This window comes from Streptomyces durocortorensis, from assembly GCF_031760065.1.
In the GTDB taxonomy this organism is placed as follows: domain Bacteria; phylum Actinomycetota; class Actinomycetes; order Streptomycetales; family Streptomycetaceae; genus Streptomyces.
On sequence record NZ_CP134500.1, the window covers coordinates 2,375,922 to 2,394,399 of the forward strand.

Annotated in this window: 13 protein-coding genes and 2 tRNA genes; 5 read left to right on the plus strand and 10 right to left on the minus strand. The window is 71.1% G+C overall.

Annotated features, from left to right (window positions below; all coding sequences use genetic code 11):
- Positions 1-6: 6 nt before the first annotated feature.
- The gene (locus RI138_RS10455) at positions 7-759 is read left to right on the plus strand and encodes an IclR family transcriptional regulator (protein WP_311119689.1); all 753 of its coding nucleotides are present in this window, start codon (positions 7-9) and stop codon (positions 757-759) included.
- Between the two features lie 84 nt (positions 760-843).
- Positions 844-917: transfer RNA gene (locus RI138_RS10460), tRNA-Lys, on the plus strand.
- 54 nt (positions 918-971) lie between these two features.
- On the opposite strand, the gene RI138_RS10465 is transcribed toward RI138_RS10460, so the two are convergent.
- The 4 genes from RI138_RS10465 to RI138_RS10480 form a co-directional block, all read right to left on the minus strand.
- Positions 972-2,624, minus strand: a complete 1,653-nt coding sequence (locus RI138_RS10465) for an AMP-binding protein (protein ID WP_311119690.1) — start codon at positions 2,622-2,624, stop codon at positions 972-974.
- 26 nt (positions 2,625-2,650) lie between these two features.
- Positions 2,651-3,241: a lytic polysaccharide monooxygenase auxiliary activity family 9 protein gene (locus RI138_RS10470; protein ID WP_096625543.1), complete on the minus strand. Its 591-nt coding sequence runs from the start codon at positions 3,239-3,241 to the stop codon at positions 2,651-2,653.
- A gap of 235 nt (positions 3,242-3,476) precedes the next feature.
- On the minus strand, positions 3,477-5,279 hold the full coding sequence (locus RI138_RS10475) for an SPFH domain-containing protein (protein ID WP_311119691.1): 1,803 nt from the start codon (positions 5,277-5,279) through the stop codon (positions 3,477-3,479).
- Between the two features lie 592 nt (positions 5,280-5,871).
- The gene (locus RI138_RS10480) at positions 5,872-7,167 is read right to left on the minus strand and encodes a peptidoglycan-binding protein (RefSeq protein ID WP_311119692.1); all 1,296 of its coding nucleotides are present in this window, start codon (positions 7,165-7,167) and stop codon (positions 5,872-5,874) included.
- A 194-nt stretch (positions 7,168-7,361) separates the two neighbouring features.
- Here RI138_RS10480 and RI138_RS10485 point away from each other — a divergent pair.
- The 3 genes from RI138_RS10485 to RI138_RS10495 all read left to right on the plus strand — a co-directional run bounded on the left by RI138_RS10485 (position 7,362) and on the right by RI138_RS10495 (position 11,813).
- Positions 7,362-7,435 (plus strand) — tRNA-Lys (locus tag RI138_RS10485).
- Between the two features lie 515 nt (positions 7,436-7,950).
- Positions 7,951-9,879, plus strand: coding sequence for a glycosyltransferase family 2 protein (locus tag RI138_RS10490; RefSeq protein WP_311119693.1), 1,929 nt, complete (start codon positions 7,951-7,953; stop codon positions 9,877-9,879).
- Entirely contained in the window at positions 9,876-11,813 is a 1,938-nt protein-coding gene (locus RI138_RS10495) for a radical copper oxidase GlxA (protein ID WP_311119694.1), read from the plus strand. The genes RI138_RS10490 and RI138_RS10495 overlap by 4 nt, the downstream gene beginning before the upstream one ends.
- Positions 11,814-11,929: 116 nt before the next feature.
- Here the strand turns inward: RI138_RS10495 and RI138_RS10500 are convergent, their stop codons facing one another.
- The 6 genes from RI138_RS10500 to RI138_RS10525 form a co-directional block, all read right to left on the minus strand.
- On the minus strand, positions 11,930-12,976 hold the full coding sequence (locus RI138_RS10500; protein ID WP_311122842.1) for a glycoside hydrolase family 6 protein: 1,047 nt from the start codon (positions 12,974-12,976) through the stop codon (positions 11,930-11,932).
- A gap of 425 nt (positions 12,977-13,401) precedes the next feature.
- Positions 13,402-14,115, minus strand: coding sequence for a class F sortase (locus RI138_RS10505; protein ID WP_096628660.1), 714 nt, complete (start codon positions 14,113-14,115; stop codon positions 13,402-13,404).
- Position 14,116: 1 nt separating this feature from the next.
- A complete protein-coding gene (locus tag RI138_RS10510; RefSeq protein WP_311119695.1) occupies positions 14,117-14,677 on the minus strand; it encodes a hypothetical protein in 561 nt (186 codons plus the stop codon).
- A 113-nt stretch (positions 14,678-14,790) separates the two neighbouring features.
- Complete coding sequence (locus tag RI138_RS10515; RefSeq protein ID WP_311119696.1) at positions 14,791-15,597, minus strand: HAD-IIA family hydrolase; 807 nt, start codon at positions 15,595-15,597, stop codon at positions 14,791-14,793.
- Between the two features lie 74 nt (positions 15,598-15,671).
- A complete protein-coding gene (locus tag RI138_RS10520) occupies positions 15,672-17,219 on the minus strand; it encodes an alkaline phosphatase family protein (RefSeq protein WP_311119697.1) in 1,548 nt (515 codons plus the stop codon).
- Between the two features lie 155 nt (positions 17,220-17,374).
- Positions 17,375-18,427, minus strand: coding sequence for a 2-aminoethylphosphonate ABC transporter substrate-binding protein (locus RI138_RS10525; RefSeq protein ID WP_311119698.1), 1,053 nt, complete (start codon positions 18,425-18,427; stop codon positions 17,375-17,377).
- Positions 18,428-18,478: the final 51 nt, after the last annotated feature.

An 18,478-nucleotide genomic window follows, 5' to 3' on the forward strand; every position in this document is an offset into this window, starting at 1 on the left:
GAAACCGTGGCATTGAAGCCCGAGCCGACCGCGCCGTTCCACTCGGTGCAGTACGCCCTGCGCGTGCTCGAATCGGTCTCCAAGCACGGCAACGGTGTGACCGATGCCCAGATCTCCCGCGAGACGGGCCTGCCGACCGGCCACCTCGCCCCGCTCCTCCTCACACTGCGCCGCGAGGGCTATGTGGAGCAGGTCAGTGACGGCGCGTACGTCATCGGCGCCTCGCTGCTCCTGCTCGGCTCCGGGGCGGCCCGCCGCCAGGCCCTGGAGGTCCGGCTCCAGCACACCCTGACCCAGCTGCGCGACGCCGTCGGCGCGGCGGTCTACCTCAGCCGGTATGTGGACGGCGAGATCAGCGTGACGCAGGTGGCGGACGGGCCGCTCACCCCGGCGGTGAACGAGTGGGTGGACTTCCGCTCCTCCGCGCACGCCAGCGCGGTCGGCAAGTGTCTGCTGGGCCAGCTCGACCACGACGGGCGGCGCGATCACCTCTCCCGGCACAAGACGGCCCGGCTCACCTCGCGGACGATCACCAACGAGAAGATCCTCTTCTCCCAGCTCGACGCCCAGTCGGCCACGGTCCCGGTGCTGGACCTCCAGGAGTACGCGGTGGGCACCGTCTGCGCGGCCGTGCCCCTGACGGCCGGGGCCTCGGCGGGCTGCCTCGCCCTGTCCCTGCCGATCGAGGACGCGCACCGGCTGCGGGCGGCGGCCGACATCCTGGGCCGGCAGGCCGCTCCGGTGCTGCTGGCGCTGTAGCCGCCGGGGCCGGGCTCTCGGGGCCTCAAGGAGGCGGGTGTCATCAGCACCCCTCGGGACCAGGTATTATTTTCGAGTCAGCAGGCGCCGTTAGCTCAGTTGGTTAGAGCAGCTGACTCTTAATCAGCGGGTCCGGGGTTCGAGTCCCTGACGGCGCACGACACGCAGTGGGCGGTCTCCTTCGCGGAGGCCGCCCACTGTGCTTTTCCCCCTCACCGAGCCCTTCCCCGTTCCTCGTACTGTGCGAGCAGAGCGGCAAGGCTCCCGTCGTCCAGTGGTGCGTACGTACCGTCGCCGTGCCGGTCCCACCACACCGGATCCGCGCAGCGGAAGCCGGCCTTGCGCAGCGCCACCCGGTGGACCTTGTTCGTCGCGGTGACCGGCATCCGCTCAACGATCCGGACGAACCGCGGTGCCATCTTCGTCCCCAGGTCCGGCTGGACGCGCAGGAACGCGGTGAAGGCCCCCGGGTCGAAGGCCGCGCCCGGCCGGAGGGCCAGGGCGGCCATCACCCGGTCGCCGGTGACCGGGTCCGGGACGGCGTAGACCGCGGCTGCGGCCGCCTCCTCCCAGCGGGCCAGGATGTGCTCGATCATCGCGGCGGCCAGGTTCTCGCTGTCGACCCGGAGCCGGTCGTCGGTGCGGCCCGCGAAGTAGAGGTAGCCGTCGGCGTCCCGGTAGAAGAGGTCGCCGGTCCAGTACCAGCCGCGCCGGGCCCGTTCCGCGTCCGCCTCCGGGTTGCGCCAGTAGCCCTCGAAGGGCGTCGGCCCCCGGTTGACCAGCTCACCGATGGCCTCGTCCCCGTTGAGCAGCTTGCCGCCCGCGTCGAAGCGGGCCGGAGCGCGCTCCGCACCGGTCTCCGGGTCGACGACGGCGAGGTCGTCACCCGGAGCGGCCCGGCCGATCGCGCCCGTCGGGGTGCCGGGACTCCGCTGGATCGCCGCGCCGCCCTCGGAAGAGCCGTACCCCTCGACCAGCTCCACGCCGAAACGCTCCCGGAACCGGGCCGCGTCCACCGCGCCCGCCTCGGTGCCGAAGCCCAGGCGCAACGGATGCTCCCGGTCGTCGGGGCGCTCGGGGGTGGCCAGCAGATACTGCACGGCCCGCCCGACGTACGTGAAGTACGTCGCCCCGTAGGCGCGTACGTCGTCGAGGAAGGCGGAGGCGGAGAAGCGGGGGCGCAGGGCTATGGCGGCCCCGGCGGCGAGCGCGGGGGCCCAGTCGGCGAGCACCGCGTTGCCGTGGAACATCGGCATGCAGATGTAGTGGACGTCGGCGGGCCGGACCCCGAAGTGTCCCGCGAGGGAATGCCCGGCCCCGGCCAGACGGCCCTGGGTGCAGATCGCCGCCTTGGGCGCGCCGGTGGAGCCGGAGGTGAAGTAGAGGAGCATGCGGCTGCCGGGGCCGACCGGGGAGACGAGGGCGTCGCCGGGGCGTGCGCCCGCGTAGGGGGCGAGCAGGGCGGCGTACGCCTCGGTATCGGTGACCAGGACCCGCACGCCCGGCAGCTCCAGGTCCGCGAGGAGCGGCAGGTGGGCCCGCGCGGTGATCAGGAGCGGGGCCTCGGTGTGCAGGATGTCGCGGGCCAGCTCGGGGCCGCGCCGGGTGGGGTTGATCCCCGCGACGGCGGCCCCGGCCAGGGCCGCCGCGCTGAGCCACATCGGGAAATCAGGGGTGTTGTCGAGCAGTACGCCGAGGTGCGGTTCGCTGCGGCTCGGCAGCAGATCCGCCAGGAGCGCCGCCCGGGCGGCGGCGCCCTCGACCACCTGGTGATGACTGAGCACGGTGGGGCCGTGCTTCAGGGCGGGCCGGTGGTCACCCCATTGACGTCGTACGAGTTCCGCGACGGTGCCGGTACGCCTCATGGCGCCGCACGATAACTGATGGAGCGTCAGAACTTAACGTCCGAGCACGCGTAGAAGGCGTTGGCGGTGTCCGCCACGTTCCACACGGCGAGGATGATGTGCTTGCCGCTCTTCTGGGTGGGGATCGTGCCCTGGTGGGTCAGGGTGGCCGGCGGCTGCTGGTTCCCGTAGGGCACGGTCATGAAGGGCTGCGATTCGAGTGCGGCCCGGGTGAGCGGCTTGGTCGAGTCCCAGCCGTTCTTGGTGATGTAGTAGCGGAAGTCGCTGGTGGAGTGGCGGGCGGTGAACCGCCAGCGGAAGCTGTAGCCCTGCCCGCCGGTGACCTGGGTGGCGGGCCAGTTGCCGCCACGCGGGTCGTCGAGCTGAGCGAACCGTCCGTTGCCGCCGGAGCAGATCCTGCCGTCCGCCGGCCCTGCCGCCGGGAAGCCCTTGGGCCCCTCGACGCTCTGCGGCTCCCACTGGATGCTGCCGCAGTTGGCGACTGTGCCGTTGGCGCAGAGTTTCTGACGGCTGATGGGGGAGTCCGTGTAGCCGTGGCTGCCGGCGGTGTTGGTCGCGAGCACCGAGACGCCCGCTATCGCCAGGCCGATCACGGCCGCGCTTGCTCTTTTCCGCATTTGCTGTCGCTCCTCTAGAACGTGGGGGAGGTTCCATGAGCCTTGCTCGACATGCTGCGCGCGCTTGGTGCGTGTGATGGGCACGTGCCGGTTGATGGGTTCGGCGGTTGCACGTGCCAGGTGACGCGTAGTGCATCCTGCGGTCTAGACCAAGTATCAGATTATTGACACGTCATGAACATGTCCAGACCAATGGGCGCCGTATTCCATCGGCCCGCCCCGGCTCCCCCGCGCCTCAGGCCCCGTCCCCTCCCCCACTGCGGCCCGTGTAGAACGCGACGGTCAAGTCCTTGACGAGGGCCTTGCGTTCGTAGTCGTCGAGCTCGACGATGCCGCGGGTGGTGAGCCGGTTGACCGTGTCGTCGACCGCGTCCACCACGGAGGTGAGCACGCTGTCGCGGTGCTTGGCGTCGATCGCGGCGATCCGCCGCCGCTGCATCGCCGCCGCGACCTCCGGGGCGTACTCGATGCCGGTCGGCTGCGCCGAGTACACCTCCACGCCCACGGGTTCGCAGTCCGCCTTCAGCATCCGGGTCAGAGCGTCGCCGACCGCCTCCGCGTCGCGCAGGGTCGGGGCGTCCTCGTGGAACGCGTCGGCGGGCAGCTGGGACAGGACCCGGGCCATGGCAGCCTCGACCTGGGCGCTGAGATATGCCTCGTGGTCCTCGATACCGAGGGCGGCCCGCACGGTGTCCTCGACCCGCCAGACGACGAGGACCACCGCGCGCAGTGCGGTGCCGTTGGCGTCGACGGCGGGCAGCGGTTCGCTGCGCCAGTGCCGCAGCCGTACGTCGACACGGCGGCGCAACAGCAGGGGCGAGACCCAGACGAGGCCGGTGCGGCGGACGCTGCCCCGGTAGTCGCCGAAGAGCGTCAGCACCCACGCGTACCCGACCCGCCCGCGGCCCAGGCCGCCGAGCGCGAGGAGCACCACGGCGGCCAGGAGGGCGAGCAGCGCCCAGCCGCCCGCCCCGACGCCCACGTCGGTACGGGGGCCGATCCCGACGGCGGTCTGCCAGGCGGCGGGCAGCACCCCCCGCCACCACAGGACAGCCAGCCCACCGGCGATTCCGGCCGCGCCGGTGAGCAGGGCGGCGTACCCGGGCAGCGCGGGCCCGGGACGCTCGGCGAGCCGGGGGTCGGCGACAGGGGCGGGCCGGGTCGAGGGCTGCACCCGCGTCTGCGGCGTACGCGGCACGGGCGGCCGCCGGGTCGCGGGCGCACGCTCCCCACCGGCCGCGCGCCCGGCGACGGCTGCGGGCAACGCCGCTGCGCCGTCGGGCTCCAGGTCGTCCCGGAAGAGGAGGTGTACGGGGATGGAGGCGGTGGACTCGTTGGCGATGACGGAATGGCGGCGCCCGGGGGACGTGGCGGATGCGGTGGGCGCGGGGAGGGGTACGGAGGCGGAGCCGGAGGCGGGAACGGAGAACGTGGCGGATGCGGCCCGGTCCTCCGGCCCGAGGTCCAGTACGAGATCCAGCTCGGTGTCGGGCCCGGAGTCGCCCACGGCCCCCCTGCCGGGGCCGCTCCCGGCGCCCGGCTCGGCCCCGTAGGAGGGGTGCGGGGTCCACTCCTCCGCGGGTTCCGTCCTCAAACGCCGGACGGGCTTGAGGTGGAGGTTCCCGTCCAGGGGGACGGGGCGGGCGGGGGCGGAGGCCGGGCTGTTGGGCCCTGGGGCCGGAGCGGGGCGGGCGGGGGCGGGGCGGTTGGGCTCTGCTGCCGGAGCCGGGTGGGCGGGGGTCGGGCCCGGGCGGCCGCGGGCGGGGCGGTCGGCCCCCACGGCCGGAGCGGACCGGGCGGGAGCCGGACTCGGGCGCTCGGCTCCCGGGTCCGATGCGGCGCGCGCGGCTTCGCCGTCCGGGGCGGGGCGGGTCAGGTCCCGGCCCCGGTCCGGCGTGACCGGGCCGTGGCCCGGAGCCGGGCGGGCCGGGCCCAGGCGCAGGCGCTCCCCCGGCGGCTCCGGGTGAACGGTCCGCAGCGGCGCGGGCTCGGCCGCACCGGCACGGCCAGGCGTCGACTCGGCCAGACCAGAACGCACAGCCGTCGACTCTGCCGCACCAGAAAGCACAGACGCCGAATCAGGCACACCGGAACGCGCAGGTGACAGCTCCTCCCGGCCCGCATCCACCACCGACGCCGACGCCTCTGACGCCGACGCCGACGCCGACAACGCATCGCTGCCGCCACCGTCACCATCCACCTCGCCGCCGATCGGCCCGAACAGCGGCGGCGGGACCTTCCTGTCGGCTCGGCGGGTAGGCGGTGTCGCGGCCTCGCCGCCCGCACCTTCCCCGCCACCGCCACCGGCTCCGGCCCCGGCCCCGGCCAACGGCGGCGGCAGAAGCGGTGTCGCGGCCTCGGCTCCCCCGCCGCCGTCGGCACCCCCGCCCGCGCCCCCACCGAACAGCGGCGGCGGGCTCCCCTTGCCCGGCGGGGCGAAGAGGAACGGCGGGAGGTGGTCGTCCAGCGGGTGGGGGGTGGGATTCGAGGTGGAGGTGGGAGCGGGGGCAGGGGCAGAGGTCGGGGTGGGAGTAGAGGTGGGGGTGGGGGTGGGGCGGGTGGGCTGGTTGTTGGGGGTCACCGGTTCCCGGTTCCTTTCCGTCACGTCCGTACGTCCGTCGTCACATCCGTCACGCGAAGAGCCGGCGCCAGGTCTCCGGCCCCGGATATCCGTCGGCCGCCCCGCCGCGCCAGCCCTGGGCCCGCTGGAACGCCTCGACGTTGCGGCGGTCGGCCTCGGTCCAGAGCGGGCTGGGGCCCGACACGTAGTGCTTGCCGTATCCCTTCTTCACCAACTGTCTGCCGAGCCGGTCGACATGGCCGTTGGACTGCCCCGGCTTGAAATAGCCGCGCCCGGGGAAGGCGACGGCCGTATTCGGGCTGCCGCCCGCCCCCGCGGCCGGGATGTCGCGGCCCTTGCCGGTGGTCAGCAGTTTCCAGGTGTCCGGGCCGGGGATGCCGTCGGCCTCCGCGCCCCGCCAGCCCTGGGCCTGCTGGAAGGCCTGGGTCGCCCGCCGGTCCGCCGAGCTCCATACGGGGCCGGGGCCGACCGCGTAGAAGCGCTTGCCGCCCCGCTGGACCAGCATCCGGCCGAGCTGGGTGACGTACTTGTTGTTGCTGCCGGGGCCGAACCGCGCAGCGCCGGGGAAGGCCGTGGCGGAGCCCGAGCCGGGCGAGCCGCCGGTGACGCCCTTGTAGCGGTAGGCGACATAGCGGTCGGAGTTGTTCCAGTACGCCATGGGCGTCGACTGCTTCCGCGTCTGCGGACGCGCCTGCTCGTAGGCGACGTAGTGGCTGCGCCTGTAGTCCGTCCAGCCGCCGAAGATCGTGACGTGGGAGCCCTTGGCGGGGTCGGCCGGGTTGTGGAAGAGGAGGATGTCGCCGGGCTGGAGGTCGGCGCGGGCGATCCGGGTCCCGTACCGGGCGAGGCTGCCGGTCCACTCGTTGCTTCCGAGGTTCCAGGCCATCGACACGTAGCCGGAGCAGTCCTGGCGGTACCCGTCCGACCAGTACTTCTCCATGCTGTACGGGACCTTCGCGGCCACCCACTTCTTGGCCCGGTTGATGATGTCGGCCCGGGTCGTCCGGCGCGCGTCCGGAGCGGCGGACGGCGGGCCCGAGGCGCCGGACCCCTTCAGCGGGCCCGTCTCGCCCTGCGGGGTGGCCGGCTCGGGGTGGTCACCGCCCCCGTCGGCGTGCGGGGCCCCCGGGGCGGGGTCGGCGGCGGCCGCAGCACCGGCGGCCCCGCAGGAGAGGACCACCCCGGCGGCGGTGGCCAGCACCAGGGCTCGGCGGGCGCCGTGCGCGGCCGGGTGGCCGCCGTACCGCACCGGCAGGGCCCTCGCGGCGGCGCGGCGGCGCACGGCGCACCCCGCGCACGTGCAGTCGATGGCGGGCTCGTACTCCTCGAAGACCGGCACAGGCATGCGATGTCCCCTCCGCACTCGTCACTCGTCAAGATCTCTGGGTGCAGCCGCGACGGGCGTCAGCGTTCTCAACTATCCCGACGTATCGCATTTTGACGGACTTATGAGAAAAAACGACCATCTGACGGGGCGTGGCGTCCGGTAAATGGTCCGGAGCACCCCTCGGAGTCGGGTAGAGTTCTTCAGGTCAGCAGGCGCCGTTAGCTCAGTTGGTTAGAGCAGCTGACTCTTAATCAGCGGGTCCGGGGTTCGAGTCCCTGACGGCGCACGCACAGTCAAGGCCCCCTCACTTTTAGTGAGGGGGCCTTGATCATTCCCCGTCCGACACCCGGTGACACCCGAAGTCGCACACGCACAGCAACGACGGGAGCATCGGACCGTCACGAAGCAGTGACGGAGCGAAAGGGGGCGCTGATCGTCACTTCATCACGCCCCCTCCATAACTGGCGCCCAAATCGTGCGTATGGCCGGTAAACAGTCCGTTTCACCCTTGCGATCCCGTTCAGTGTCGGACAATCTGTCTGGGGGCCGACGCCCCCAAGGGGGCTGCTGATCCATACAGTTGACGCAGCAGAGCGTGACGTTCCGGTTATCTGCGCCGAGGGGTGGGGGTCCCGCTCAAGGGCGGACGCCGAGGGGGCATCATGCAACCGGAAGGCTGCCGATCCATGTCTGTGGGAACGGTGGCTCGCCACCGTATGCGTGCCCGGTGAAGAACGGGGACCCACCGCGCACGAAGAGACCGAGCAGTCACGCACCAGCATGCGTGCGGGGGGATGACCCATGACGTCGACGCCGCCAGGCGACCGGCAGGAGAACGACGCTTCCCGGACGACACAGCTCCGGATACCGCAGCAGCTGCGGACCGGGGCGCCGCGGCGGCGTGCGCGGAAAGAGAAAGAGCTGCCGCGCTACGACTACGAGCACTACAGCCGGCTCGCCGGCCCGCTGACGCAGCCGCCCGCGGGCAAGCCGTACAAGGTGCAGTACCGCTCGCTCATATCCCAGGAGCCGCACCGGGTGCGCGCGGCGCTCCTGCTCGGCGCGGCGCCGCTCGTCTCGCTCGGCCTCTTCGCCTGGCTGATGCAGCCCAGCCACTGGACGGACCGCGACCCCAACCTGGACAACGACCTCCTGCTGGTCCTCGACATCATCATGCTGGTCTCGATCGGCCTGATCGAGCTGTTCCGCACGATGAACGTCCTGTCGAACGCGCACGCCACCCTCGTCGCCCGGGACCCGGTTCCGGTGGTCCCGGAGACCGGCACCAAGGTCGCCTTCCTCACCTCCTTCGTTCCCGGCAAGGAACCGCTGGAGATGGTGACGAAGACCCTGGAGGCGGCCGTGAAGATCCGCCACCGCGGTCTGATGCACGTCTGGCTGCTGGACGAGGGCAACGACCCCGCGGTCAAGGAGGTCTGCGCCCGGCTCGGTGTGCACCACTTCTCCCGCAAGGGCGTGGCCCACTGGAACCAGGCCAAGGGCCCGCACCGGGCCAAGACCAAGCACGGCAACTACAACGCCTGGCTGGACGCGCACGGCGGCGACTACGACTTCTTCGCCTCGGTCGACACCGACCACATCCCGCTGCCGAACTACCTGGAGCGGATGCTCGGCTACTTCCGCGACCCGGACGTCGGCTTCGTCATCGGCCCGCAGGTCTACGGCAACTACGACACCTTCGTCACCAAGGCCGCCGAGTCGCAGCAGTTCCTCTTCCACGCGCTGATCCAGCGCGCGGGCAACCGCTACGGCGCGCCCATGTTCGTCGGCACCAGCAACGCGGTCCGGATCTCGGCGCTCAAGCAGATCGGCGGCCTGTACGACTCGATCACCGAGGACATGGCCACCGGCTTCGAGATCCACCGCCACCGCAACCCGGTCACCGGCAAGAAGTGGCGCTCGGTCTACACCCCGGACGTGCTGGCCGTCGGCGAGGGCCCGACCGCCTGGACGGACTTCTTCACCCAGCAGCTGCGCTGGTCGCGGGGCACGTACGAGACGATCATCGGGCAGTTCTGGAAGGGCTTCGGGACCATGCCGCCCGGCAAGCTCTTCAACTACACGATGATGATCATCTTCTATCCGATGTCGGCCCTGAACTGGATCCTCGCGGCTCTCAGCTGCGCGCTGTTCCTCGGCATGGGCGCCTCCGGGGTCCAGATCGACCCGACGATCTGGATGATGCTGTACGGCAACGCCTCCGCCCTCCAGATCGGCCTGTACATCTGGAACCGCCGCCACAACGTCTCGCCGCACGAGCCCGAGGGCTCCGGCGGTCTCGCGGGCATGGTGATGTCCGCGCTCTCCGCCCCGATCTACGCCCGTTCGCTGATGGACGCGGTGCTGCGCCGCAAGAGCTCCTTCGTGGTGACCCCCAAGGGCGACTCGTCCAGCCCGGACACCCTCTTCGGCACCTTCCGCATCCACCTGTTCTTCATCGTCGTCTTCGGCGCCTCGATGGTCTCCTCCTTCTTCCTCGGCCACAGCCACCCCGCGATGGTCACCTGGGCCTCGCTCGCGCTGCTGATCACCGCCGCGCCGATCATCGGCTGGAAGTACACGATCCGCGCCGAGAAGAAGAAACGCCGGGCAGGCGGAGGATCGCACCGCAGCGGCGGACCGGCCCCGGAGCCGCGGCCCCAGCCCCTGCCCGGGGCACCCGGGAACGACCAGACCATGCAGATCGCCCTTGGGGGACGTAAGAAATGAAGTACCGTCCGAGCCGCCGTACACGCCGCCTGGCGATCAGTACGGCGGTGGTTCTCGCGCTCGCGGGAGCGAACGGGCCGTGGCTGTACCGCTTCAGCACCGAGCGCTACCACGAGTACAAGATCAACCAGCAGGAGTACAAGGCGGCCAACGGCCACTGGTCCTTCCTGGACATCCCGTCCGAGTTCAGGATCAACACGATCCACGCGGCGCTGCTGCACACCGGCAAGGTGCTGCTCGTCGCGGGCTCCGGCAACAACCAGAAGAACTTCGACGCGAAGAGCTTCCGCTCGGTGCTGTGGGACCCGAAGACGGACACCTTCAAGAACATCCCCACCCCCAAGGACATGTTCTGCGCCGGGCACACCCAGCTGCCCGACGGCAAGCTCCTCATAGCCGGCGGCACCAAGCGCTACGAGAAGCTGGAGGGCGATGTCACCAAGGCCGGCGGCCTGATGATCGTCCACAACGAGGACCCGGACAAGCCGATCACCCTGCCCGCGGGCACCCGCTTCACCGGCAAGGAGAACGGCAAGACGTTCGTCTCCAAGGACCCGGTGCTGGTCGAGAAGGCCACCAAGGTCTTCGACAAGGAGACCGGCGCGTTCCTGCGCAACGACCCCGGGCTCGGCCGGATCTACGTCGAGGCGCAGAAGGCCGGCAAGAAGTACGAGACCGGCACCGAGGACAACTACCGAGTGGCGGGCCTGTCCGGCTCGGACACCCGCAACGTCTACGGGATCGCACAGAAGCTGGCCCTGGACAAGAAGGACTTCCAGGGAATCCGTGAGGCCTTCGAGTTCGACCCGGTGGCGGAGAAGTACATCACCGTCGACCCGATGAAGGAGGCCCGCTGGTATCCGACCCTGACGACGCTGGAGGACGGCAAGGTCCTCGCACTGTCGGGTCTGGACGAGATCGGGCAGATCGTCCCGGGCAAGGACGAGATCTACGACCCGAAGACCAAGGAGTGGGAGTACACCGGCATCGAGCGGAGGTTCCCCACCTACCCGGCGGTCTTCCTGCTCAACGACGGCAAGCTCTTCTACTCCGGCTCCAACGCCGGGTACGGCCCGGCGGACGTCGGACGCGACCCGGGCGTCTGGGACCTGTCCACCAACAAGTTCAAGAAGATCCCCGGGCTCAGCGACCCGGACCAGATGGAGACCTCGGCGACCGTACGGCTGCCCCCCGCCCAGGACGAGAAGTTCATGGTGATCGGCGGCGGCGGGGTCGGCGAGTCGGAGAAGTCCAGCGAGAAGTCCCGGCTGGTCGACCTCCAGAAGAAGAACCCCAGGTTCACCGACGGCGCGTCCCTCTCCGAGGGCACCCGCTACCCCAGCGCCTCCCTGCTCCCCGACGACTCGCTGCTGGTGACCGGCGGCTCCAACGACTACCGGGGGCGCAGCGGCTCGGACGTGCTCCAGGCCCGGCTGTACGACGCGAAGAGCGACACGTACAAGCGGGTCGCCGATCCGCGGGTGGGCCGGAACTACCACTCGGGTTCGGTGCTGCTGCCGGACGGGCGGGTCATGATCTTCGGTTCGGACTCGCTCTTCTCGGACAAGGCCAACACCCGGCCCGGCGTCTTCGAGCAGCGCATCGAGATCTACACCCCGCCCTACCTCTACCGGGACTCCCGGCCCGAGCTGACGGCCGGGCCCAAGAAGATCGAGCGCGGCGGTACGGGCCTGTTCACCACGCAGCACGCCTCCTCGATCACCTCGGCGAAGCTGATGCGGCCCTCGGCGGTCACCCATGTCACCGACACCGACCAGCGCACCATCGCGCTGGAGATGAAGAAGTCGGCGGACGGGATCACCGTCACCGTGCCGGAGAACCGGGCGCTGGTGCCCGCGGGCTGGTACATGCTGTTCGTCACCGACGCCGAGGGCACGCCGTCCGAGGGCATGTGGGTCGAGGTGCCCGAGTAGCCACACATACGTGGGCGGCGCTGCGGGCCGCGCCCCGGAGGCCGTCTCCCCGGGGCGCGGCCTTCCGCCGCTCCGGGTGACGTCTCCCGGGCCCGGCCTTCCGCTGCTTCGCGTTGCTACTTCGTGGCGCGGACCAGGCCCAGCGCGTACTCCGGCCACCAGTCGCCAGCCTTCGGGCCGCCCTTGCAGTCGCCGTCGGACTCACCGGGACGCTTGATCCACAGATAGGCGTCGACGAGGTCATCGCCGGTCTGGGTGGTCGGGGCCTCGCCGAGCGCGCGGCCCGGGGGGTTGCACCAGCTCTCGGCGGGGTCGCCGCCGGTGTAGGGGCCGTTGCCGTTGCGGCTGGTGTCGATGACGAAGGGCTTGTTGCCGATCTTCTCCGACAGCTTCTTGCCGAACTCCGTGGAGACGGCCGTCGTCTGGAAGTTGGAGACGTTGAGCGAGAAGCCGTCGGCCTCGGCGATCCCGGCCCGCTGGAGCGGCTGGTAGAGCGCGTCGGGCGACTGCCAGCCCGCGTTGCCCGCGTCCAGGTAGACCTTGGTGGCGGGCTGCTGCTTCAGCCTCTGGATCGCACCCTTGAGGAGGTCGTAGCGCTCCTCGTGGAACTCCTGGGGCGTGCAGCCGTCGACCAGGTGGAGCAGGGCGTCGGGCTCCAGGATCACGGTGGCGCTGCGGTCCCCGATGCCCTTGGCGACGCTGTCCAGCCAGGAGCGGTACGCATGGCCGTCGGCGGCGCCGCCCTTGGAGAACTGGCCGCAGTCACGGTGCGGGATGTTGTAGAGGACCAGCAGGGCGTCCCGGTCCGCGGCGGCGGCCGCCTCGGTGACGCCCTTCACCTGGTTCTCCGCGTTGTCCGGACTTATCCACTCGCCGACCGGCTGCTCGGCGATCTTCCGGATCAGCGCGGCCTTCTCGCCGTCGCCGTCCTTCTCATACGCGGCGACCTGGCGGGCCGCGTTCCCCTCGGGGTTGACCCAGTACGGGTCCTTGGCCTTGGGCTGCTGGGAGACGGTCGGCGCGGCGTCCTTGTCACCACCGTCCCCGTCACCGGAGCAGCCCGCCAGCAGCAGGGCCGCCCCGACCGCCGCTGCCGTACCGGTCGTCCTCAGGCCCGCCACGCGCTTGCGCGTCCGGGACCGGCCGGTGTAACTGCCGTACATCCACTCCCCCTTGGGTGCACTGCCTGCACTGTCGCTCACTGGATTCACCGATGGGCTGCCGGTCCGCACCATCCTGGCACAGCGGCGGAGAGCCCACGGGGCCGGTCGGCTGGGCGCCCGGCCCCGTGACGACGGGCTCATCTCCCACCCTTACAACGGTCACACAGAGGCACCGGTTCCGGACATCCTGTTCGAAAACCGGTGATGCTCGCGGCCGCTCCCCCTACAGTGACGACAGGCCACGCGACCTCCCGTTTCGCGCCAGGCGACTCCCGCGGCCGGGCGCAAGCGGTCGAGGACCGGCCCGGTCGGCGCGCCCCGAGAGGCGGCCGACCGGGCCGGGTGGAACGCATTCCGTTGTGCGTGTTCCGGCGTGCGTGTTCCGGTGAAGGTGTTCTCTTGCGCGTGTTCCGTGGCGCGGCGGGTCAGATCCGGCCCCCGTGTGCCGCCTGGACGCGCTCCCCGCCACCGGGGGCGTCCTTCGCGCCCGTGAGGTAGGCCGAGACCACCACGTTCGCCGAGTAGGAGCGGGTCCGGTGGTCGTACGTGCCTCCGCACGTGATCAGCCGCAGCTCGGCCCGGCCGTCCTCTCGGGGCCCGTACGCCGTCCTCGCGTCGAAGCGTTCGCGGGTGACGACCTGGACGTCGTCCACGGTGAACTCCGCGACGCTGCCGTCGGTCCGGGTGACCTTGATCTTCGCACCGGGCTTCACCGCGCTGAGCCCGTAGAAGACGGCCGGTTTCGTCTCGGTGTCGACGTGGCCGACGAACAGGGACGCGCCCTTCGCGCCGGGTGCGGTGCCGTCGCCGTACCAGCCCGCGGTCTTCGGCATGCCGTACGGGGGCGGGTCGATGGCCCCGTCCTCGTCGAGGCCGCGCGCGATCACCGGGGCCGAGATCCCCGCGGAGGGGACGTCGACACGCTCGGGGGCGACACCGTCGAGCGGGTCGTGGGCCGGGGGCAGCGGGGTGCCGAGGGGGCGGCCGACCGCGGCCACGTCACCGGTGGTGGGCCCGGACAGGCCGCCGAGCCCGCCGCCGGCCTCCCGGCCCCAGAGCCACAGGCCGAGCAGCAGCACGGCCCAGGTGACTCCCGTGAGCAGTCGCCCGGTGCCTGCCGGGCGGTCCGGGGCGCTCATGTCAGTGGCCGGCCGGGCCGCGTCGGCGGCGCGAGCTGCGCAGGGCGACGGCGACGGCCGCGACGGCGGCGAGCACCAGACCGGTCACCGCGTGCCGGGTGCCGGGCCCCTCGGACTCGACGGCCCGTTCGGCGAGGGTGGCGGTGCCTCCGCCGCCCGCCTTGACGGGTGCGACGGGCGAGGGCCGTTTGTGGTGGATGACGGTGAGGGTGCCGGTCGCCTTGCCGTTGCTGTCCTCGCACGTCACCCAGACGTCGTAGGAGCGGGGTTCGGCGTCGGACCGGATACGGGCCTCGGCGAAGAGGCCCTTTCTGTCGCCGGGGCGGAACTGGACGGCCGAGGCGAAGGCGTCGGAGTTGCCCTTGGCCCGGCGGCCCTTGCCGCAGACGTCGACCCACAGTTCCACCTGCCCGCCCGGGGCGATCGTGGACGGGGTGACCGAGACGGTGCCTCGGTCGTCGTCACCGGCCGGGGCGGCCGGGGATGCCAGCGCGACGGGGGCGGGCACGGCTATGAGCGCGGCCGCCGCTGCGGCACAGAACGTGATGGGCATGGAACGCATCGTGAACCTCCTACAGGAAGGTTCACGCCTGCGGCCGGGCCCCGCATCCGCAGCCCCCCATTCGGGCGAGACCCGGGCGGCGCCCGGACCACTGCGGATGCGGTTCGCTCAGGTCAGGAACGGTCGGCCTGGTCCGGCAGATCGATGAGATCGACCAGGTCCGCGATGGAGTCGACGACGGTGGACGGCCGGAACGGGTAGCGGTCGATGTCCGCGACACCGGTCAGCCCGGTGAGGACCAGGAAGGTCTGCATCCCCGCTTCCAGGCCCGCCAGCACGTCGGTGTCCATCCGGTCGCCGATCATGGCGCTGGTCTCGGAGTGCGCGCCGATGGCGTTCAGCCCGGTCCGCATCATCAGCGGGTTGGGCTTGCCCGCGAAGTACGGCTCCTTGCCGGTGGCCTTGGTGATGAGGGCGGCGACCGAACCGGTGGCGGGCAGCGGGCCCTCGGCGGACGGGCCGGTCTCGTCGGGGTTGGTGCAGATGAAGCGGGCGCCGCCGTTGATCAGCCGGATCGCCTTGGTGAGGGCCTCGAAGCTGTACGTACGGGTCTCGCCGAGCACCACGTAGTCGGGGGCGTGGTCGGTCAGGACGTACCCGATGTCGTGCAGGGCGGTGGTGAGGCCCGCCTCGCCGATGACGTACGCGGTGCCGCCGGGGCGCTGGTCGTCCAGGAACTGGGCGGTGGCGAGCGCGGAGGTCCAGATGTTCTGCACGGGCACGTCCAGGCCCATGCGGCTGAGCCGGGCGTGCAGGTCGCGCGCGGTGTAGATGGAGTTGTTGGTGAGGACGAGGAAGGGCAGCCCGGAATCCCGCAGCCGCTTGATGAAGGCATCGGCACCGGGGATGGGGGTGCCCTCGTGGATGAGGACGCCGTCCATGTCGGTGAGCCAGGATGTGATCGGCTTGCGCTCTGCCATGTGTCGGGACTCCTGCCGTACGCACTGCGTGCTGGGGGTGCCCGGACCACGCCGTCCCGGCACCCCCAGCATAATTAGCCGGTGGCGACCTTGACCCCGTCGATCACCCAGTACCAGTTGTTGCTGCCGGTGTAGTGGAACCGGAAGCTCACGTTGGCGGCCCCGGCCGGCACGTCCAGGGTCAGGGACTGGGGCTGGGAGATCACGTCGGACGTGTAGCTCTTCACGACGACGGGGGTGCCGCCGTTCCAGGAGGCGAGTACCCGGGCGCTCTGGCTGCCCTCCTGCCGGTAGAGGGTGGTGAAGCCGAGCGTCACGGTGGACCTGCCGCCGACCGCGTACGCCGGGGTGACGAGCGTGGAGTCGTACCGGCCGGAGGACGCCTTGTCGTCCCACTCGTCGGAGTCGGCGACCGCGAAGACCCCGCGTGAGCGGACGTTCAGCTCACGGGACTGGTCGCGGTGGCTGCGGCTCCAGAACTCGTCGGTGGCGAAGGCCCAGCCGCGCCACTCGGTGACGCCTCCGGTGCCCATCGCTGAGTTGACGACCGACCAGCCGCTGGGCGCGGTGTGCGTCCAGCCGAGGACGCCCGCCGGGATGCCGGTCTCGTCGACGCGGGCGGAGAGGGAGGGGTACAGCGCCTCGAAGGGGTCGGTGGAGCGCTCCTGGATCGGCTTGCCGTCCAGGCCCCAGGCGGGGTCCGGGGCTATGCCGAGCTGCTTGAAGACGGTGGCGGCGACATCGACGAGACGGGTGTCGCCGGGCGTGGCACCGGCGGCGATGCCGGGGCCCTGGGCGAGGACGAAGGTGCGCCGCTCCTCGATCGCGCTGCCGCCGTGGCCGCCGGAGTCGGTGTGGCCGTGGTCGGTGGCGACGATGACGGTCCAGCGCTCGGTGGCGTACGAGGGCCGGGCCCTGATCGCGGCGAGGAGGCGGCCGAGGTGGCCGTCCACGACGTCGGTCGCCTCGCGGTAACGCGGGCTGGCCGCACCCAGGTTGTGGCCGACGATGTCGACCTGCCCGAAGTAGACGAACAGGACGTCCGGGTTCTGGTCGCGGAGGATCGACTCGGTCTCGGCGGCGATGGTGGCGTCGTGGCCGGTGTAACCGTCGCGGTCACCGTCCAGCACGAGCTTGGCGTCCGCGCCCGGGGTGACGGTGCCCTGGGTGTCCAGGGGCTTCCAGTCGACGGCCGCGTAGGTGGAGAGCTGGGGGCGGACCTGGGCGAGGCGGGCGAGGAAGCCCGGGTACTGCCCGTAGTTCTTCCCGGCGAAGGAGTTGTCCTTCACGCGGTGCTTGTCGGGCCACACTCCGGTGGAGATGGTCGACCAGCCGGGGCCGGAGGAGGTGGCGGCCATCGGGTTGGCGTACAGCAGGGAGGTGCCGTACGTGCCGTTCGCCATCATCGACTTGAGGTGCGGGGCGTTCGCTGCGGCGATGACGTCGTGGCGCAGCCCGTCGATGCCGACGACGAGCACCTTGTCCTTGCTGGTGCCGTCGGGGAGGGTGGACGCGGCGTACGCGGCGGGGGCCGTGGCAAGGGGGCCGACGGCGGCGGCGGTGGCCGCTGCGGCGGTGGTGGCGAGCACGGAGCGGCGGGACAGGGGTCGGGACCGGGACACGTGATCCTCCGGAGAGAGGGGCGGGTGGGTCGGGGCTGGACGTGAACTGCCTGATGGACCAGACCTGTTACCTTGGCGAGACAAGCGGGCCGAGTCCAGACCTTCGCATTGCGGGAACAGACGTTCGCAGGAATCCGTGGCCGAAAGGTGGCCGGTCAGCTTCCGGTGGCCGACTTCCAGGCGTCGATGTACGTGTCCAGGTTGGCGCCGATGTCCGACCAGTCGGGCTCGAAGATCTCCACGCCCTCCATCAGCCCGGCCAGTTCGACGGCGTTGGCGTCGGTGGCCTTGATGTCCTTGCGGGCCGGGAAGCCCCCGCCGACCACGCTGACGTCGCGCTGCGCCTGCTCGGAGAGGAGGAAGTCGAGCAGCTTCTTGCCGTTCTCGCTGTGCGGGGCGTTCGCGACGAGCCCGGCCGCGTACGGGAGAGCGAAGCTGGTGGGCTTTCCGCCCTCCTTCGCGGGGAACCAGATGGCGAGGTTGGGCATGTCCTTGGACTGCGCGAAGTTCATCTGTACGTCCCCGTTGGCGACGAGGAGTTCCCCCTTGTCGACCTTGGGGGCGAGCTTGCCGGTGGAGGCGGAGGGCCCGACGTTGTTGGCCTGGAGCTTCTTGAGGTAGGCCATGGCGGGTTCCTGGCCGCCGAAGTCGTGCATGGCCTTGATGAGGACGGCGGTGCCGTCGCCCGCGACGCCGGGGGTGGAGTACTGGATCTTCTCCTTGTAGGAGCCCTTCAGCAGCTCCTCCCAGGTGGTGGGGGGCGCCTTCAGCTCCTTCTTGTTGTGGATGAAGGCGAAGTAGTTGTTGACGATGGAGGTCCACTTCCCGTCGGCCGCCCGGTCGGCGCCGTCGACCCGGTCGGCGCCCTCCGGCTCGTACGCCGTGAGGAGCCCCTTGGCGTCGGCCTGCTGGATGAAGGGCGGCAGGGTGACGAGGACGTCGGCCTGGGTGTTGGCCTTCTCCCGGGCGGCGCGCTGCATCATCTCGCCGGAGCCGCCCTCCACGTACTTGACCTTGATGCCGGTCTTCTTCTCGAAGTCCTTGAAGACCTTGTCGTACCAGCCGTTGCCGTTCTCGCCCTTGAGGCCGTCGGCGCTGTAGACGGTGACGGACTTCTCATCGGCGGCGGAGGAGCCACCGCACGCGGTGAGGGTGAGGGCTGCGAGGACGGCCAAGGGAAGGGCGAGGGTGCGGGCAGGCTTGCGCATGGGTTGTCTCCAGGTGAGGGGGTGGGGGTGAGGCAGGAAGCGGTACGGGGG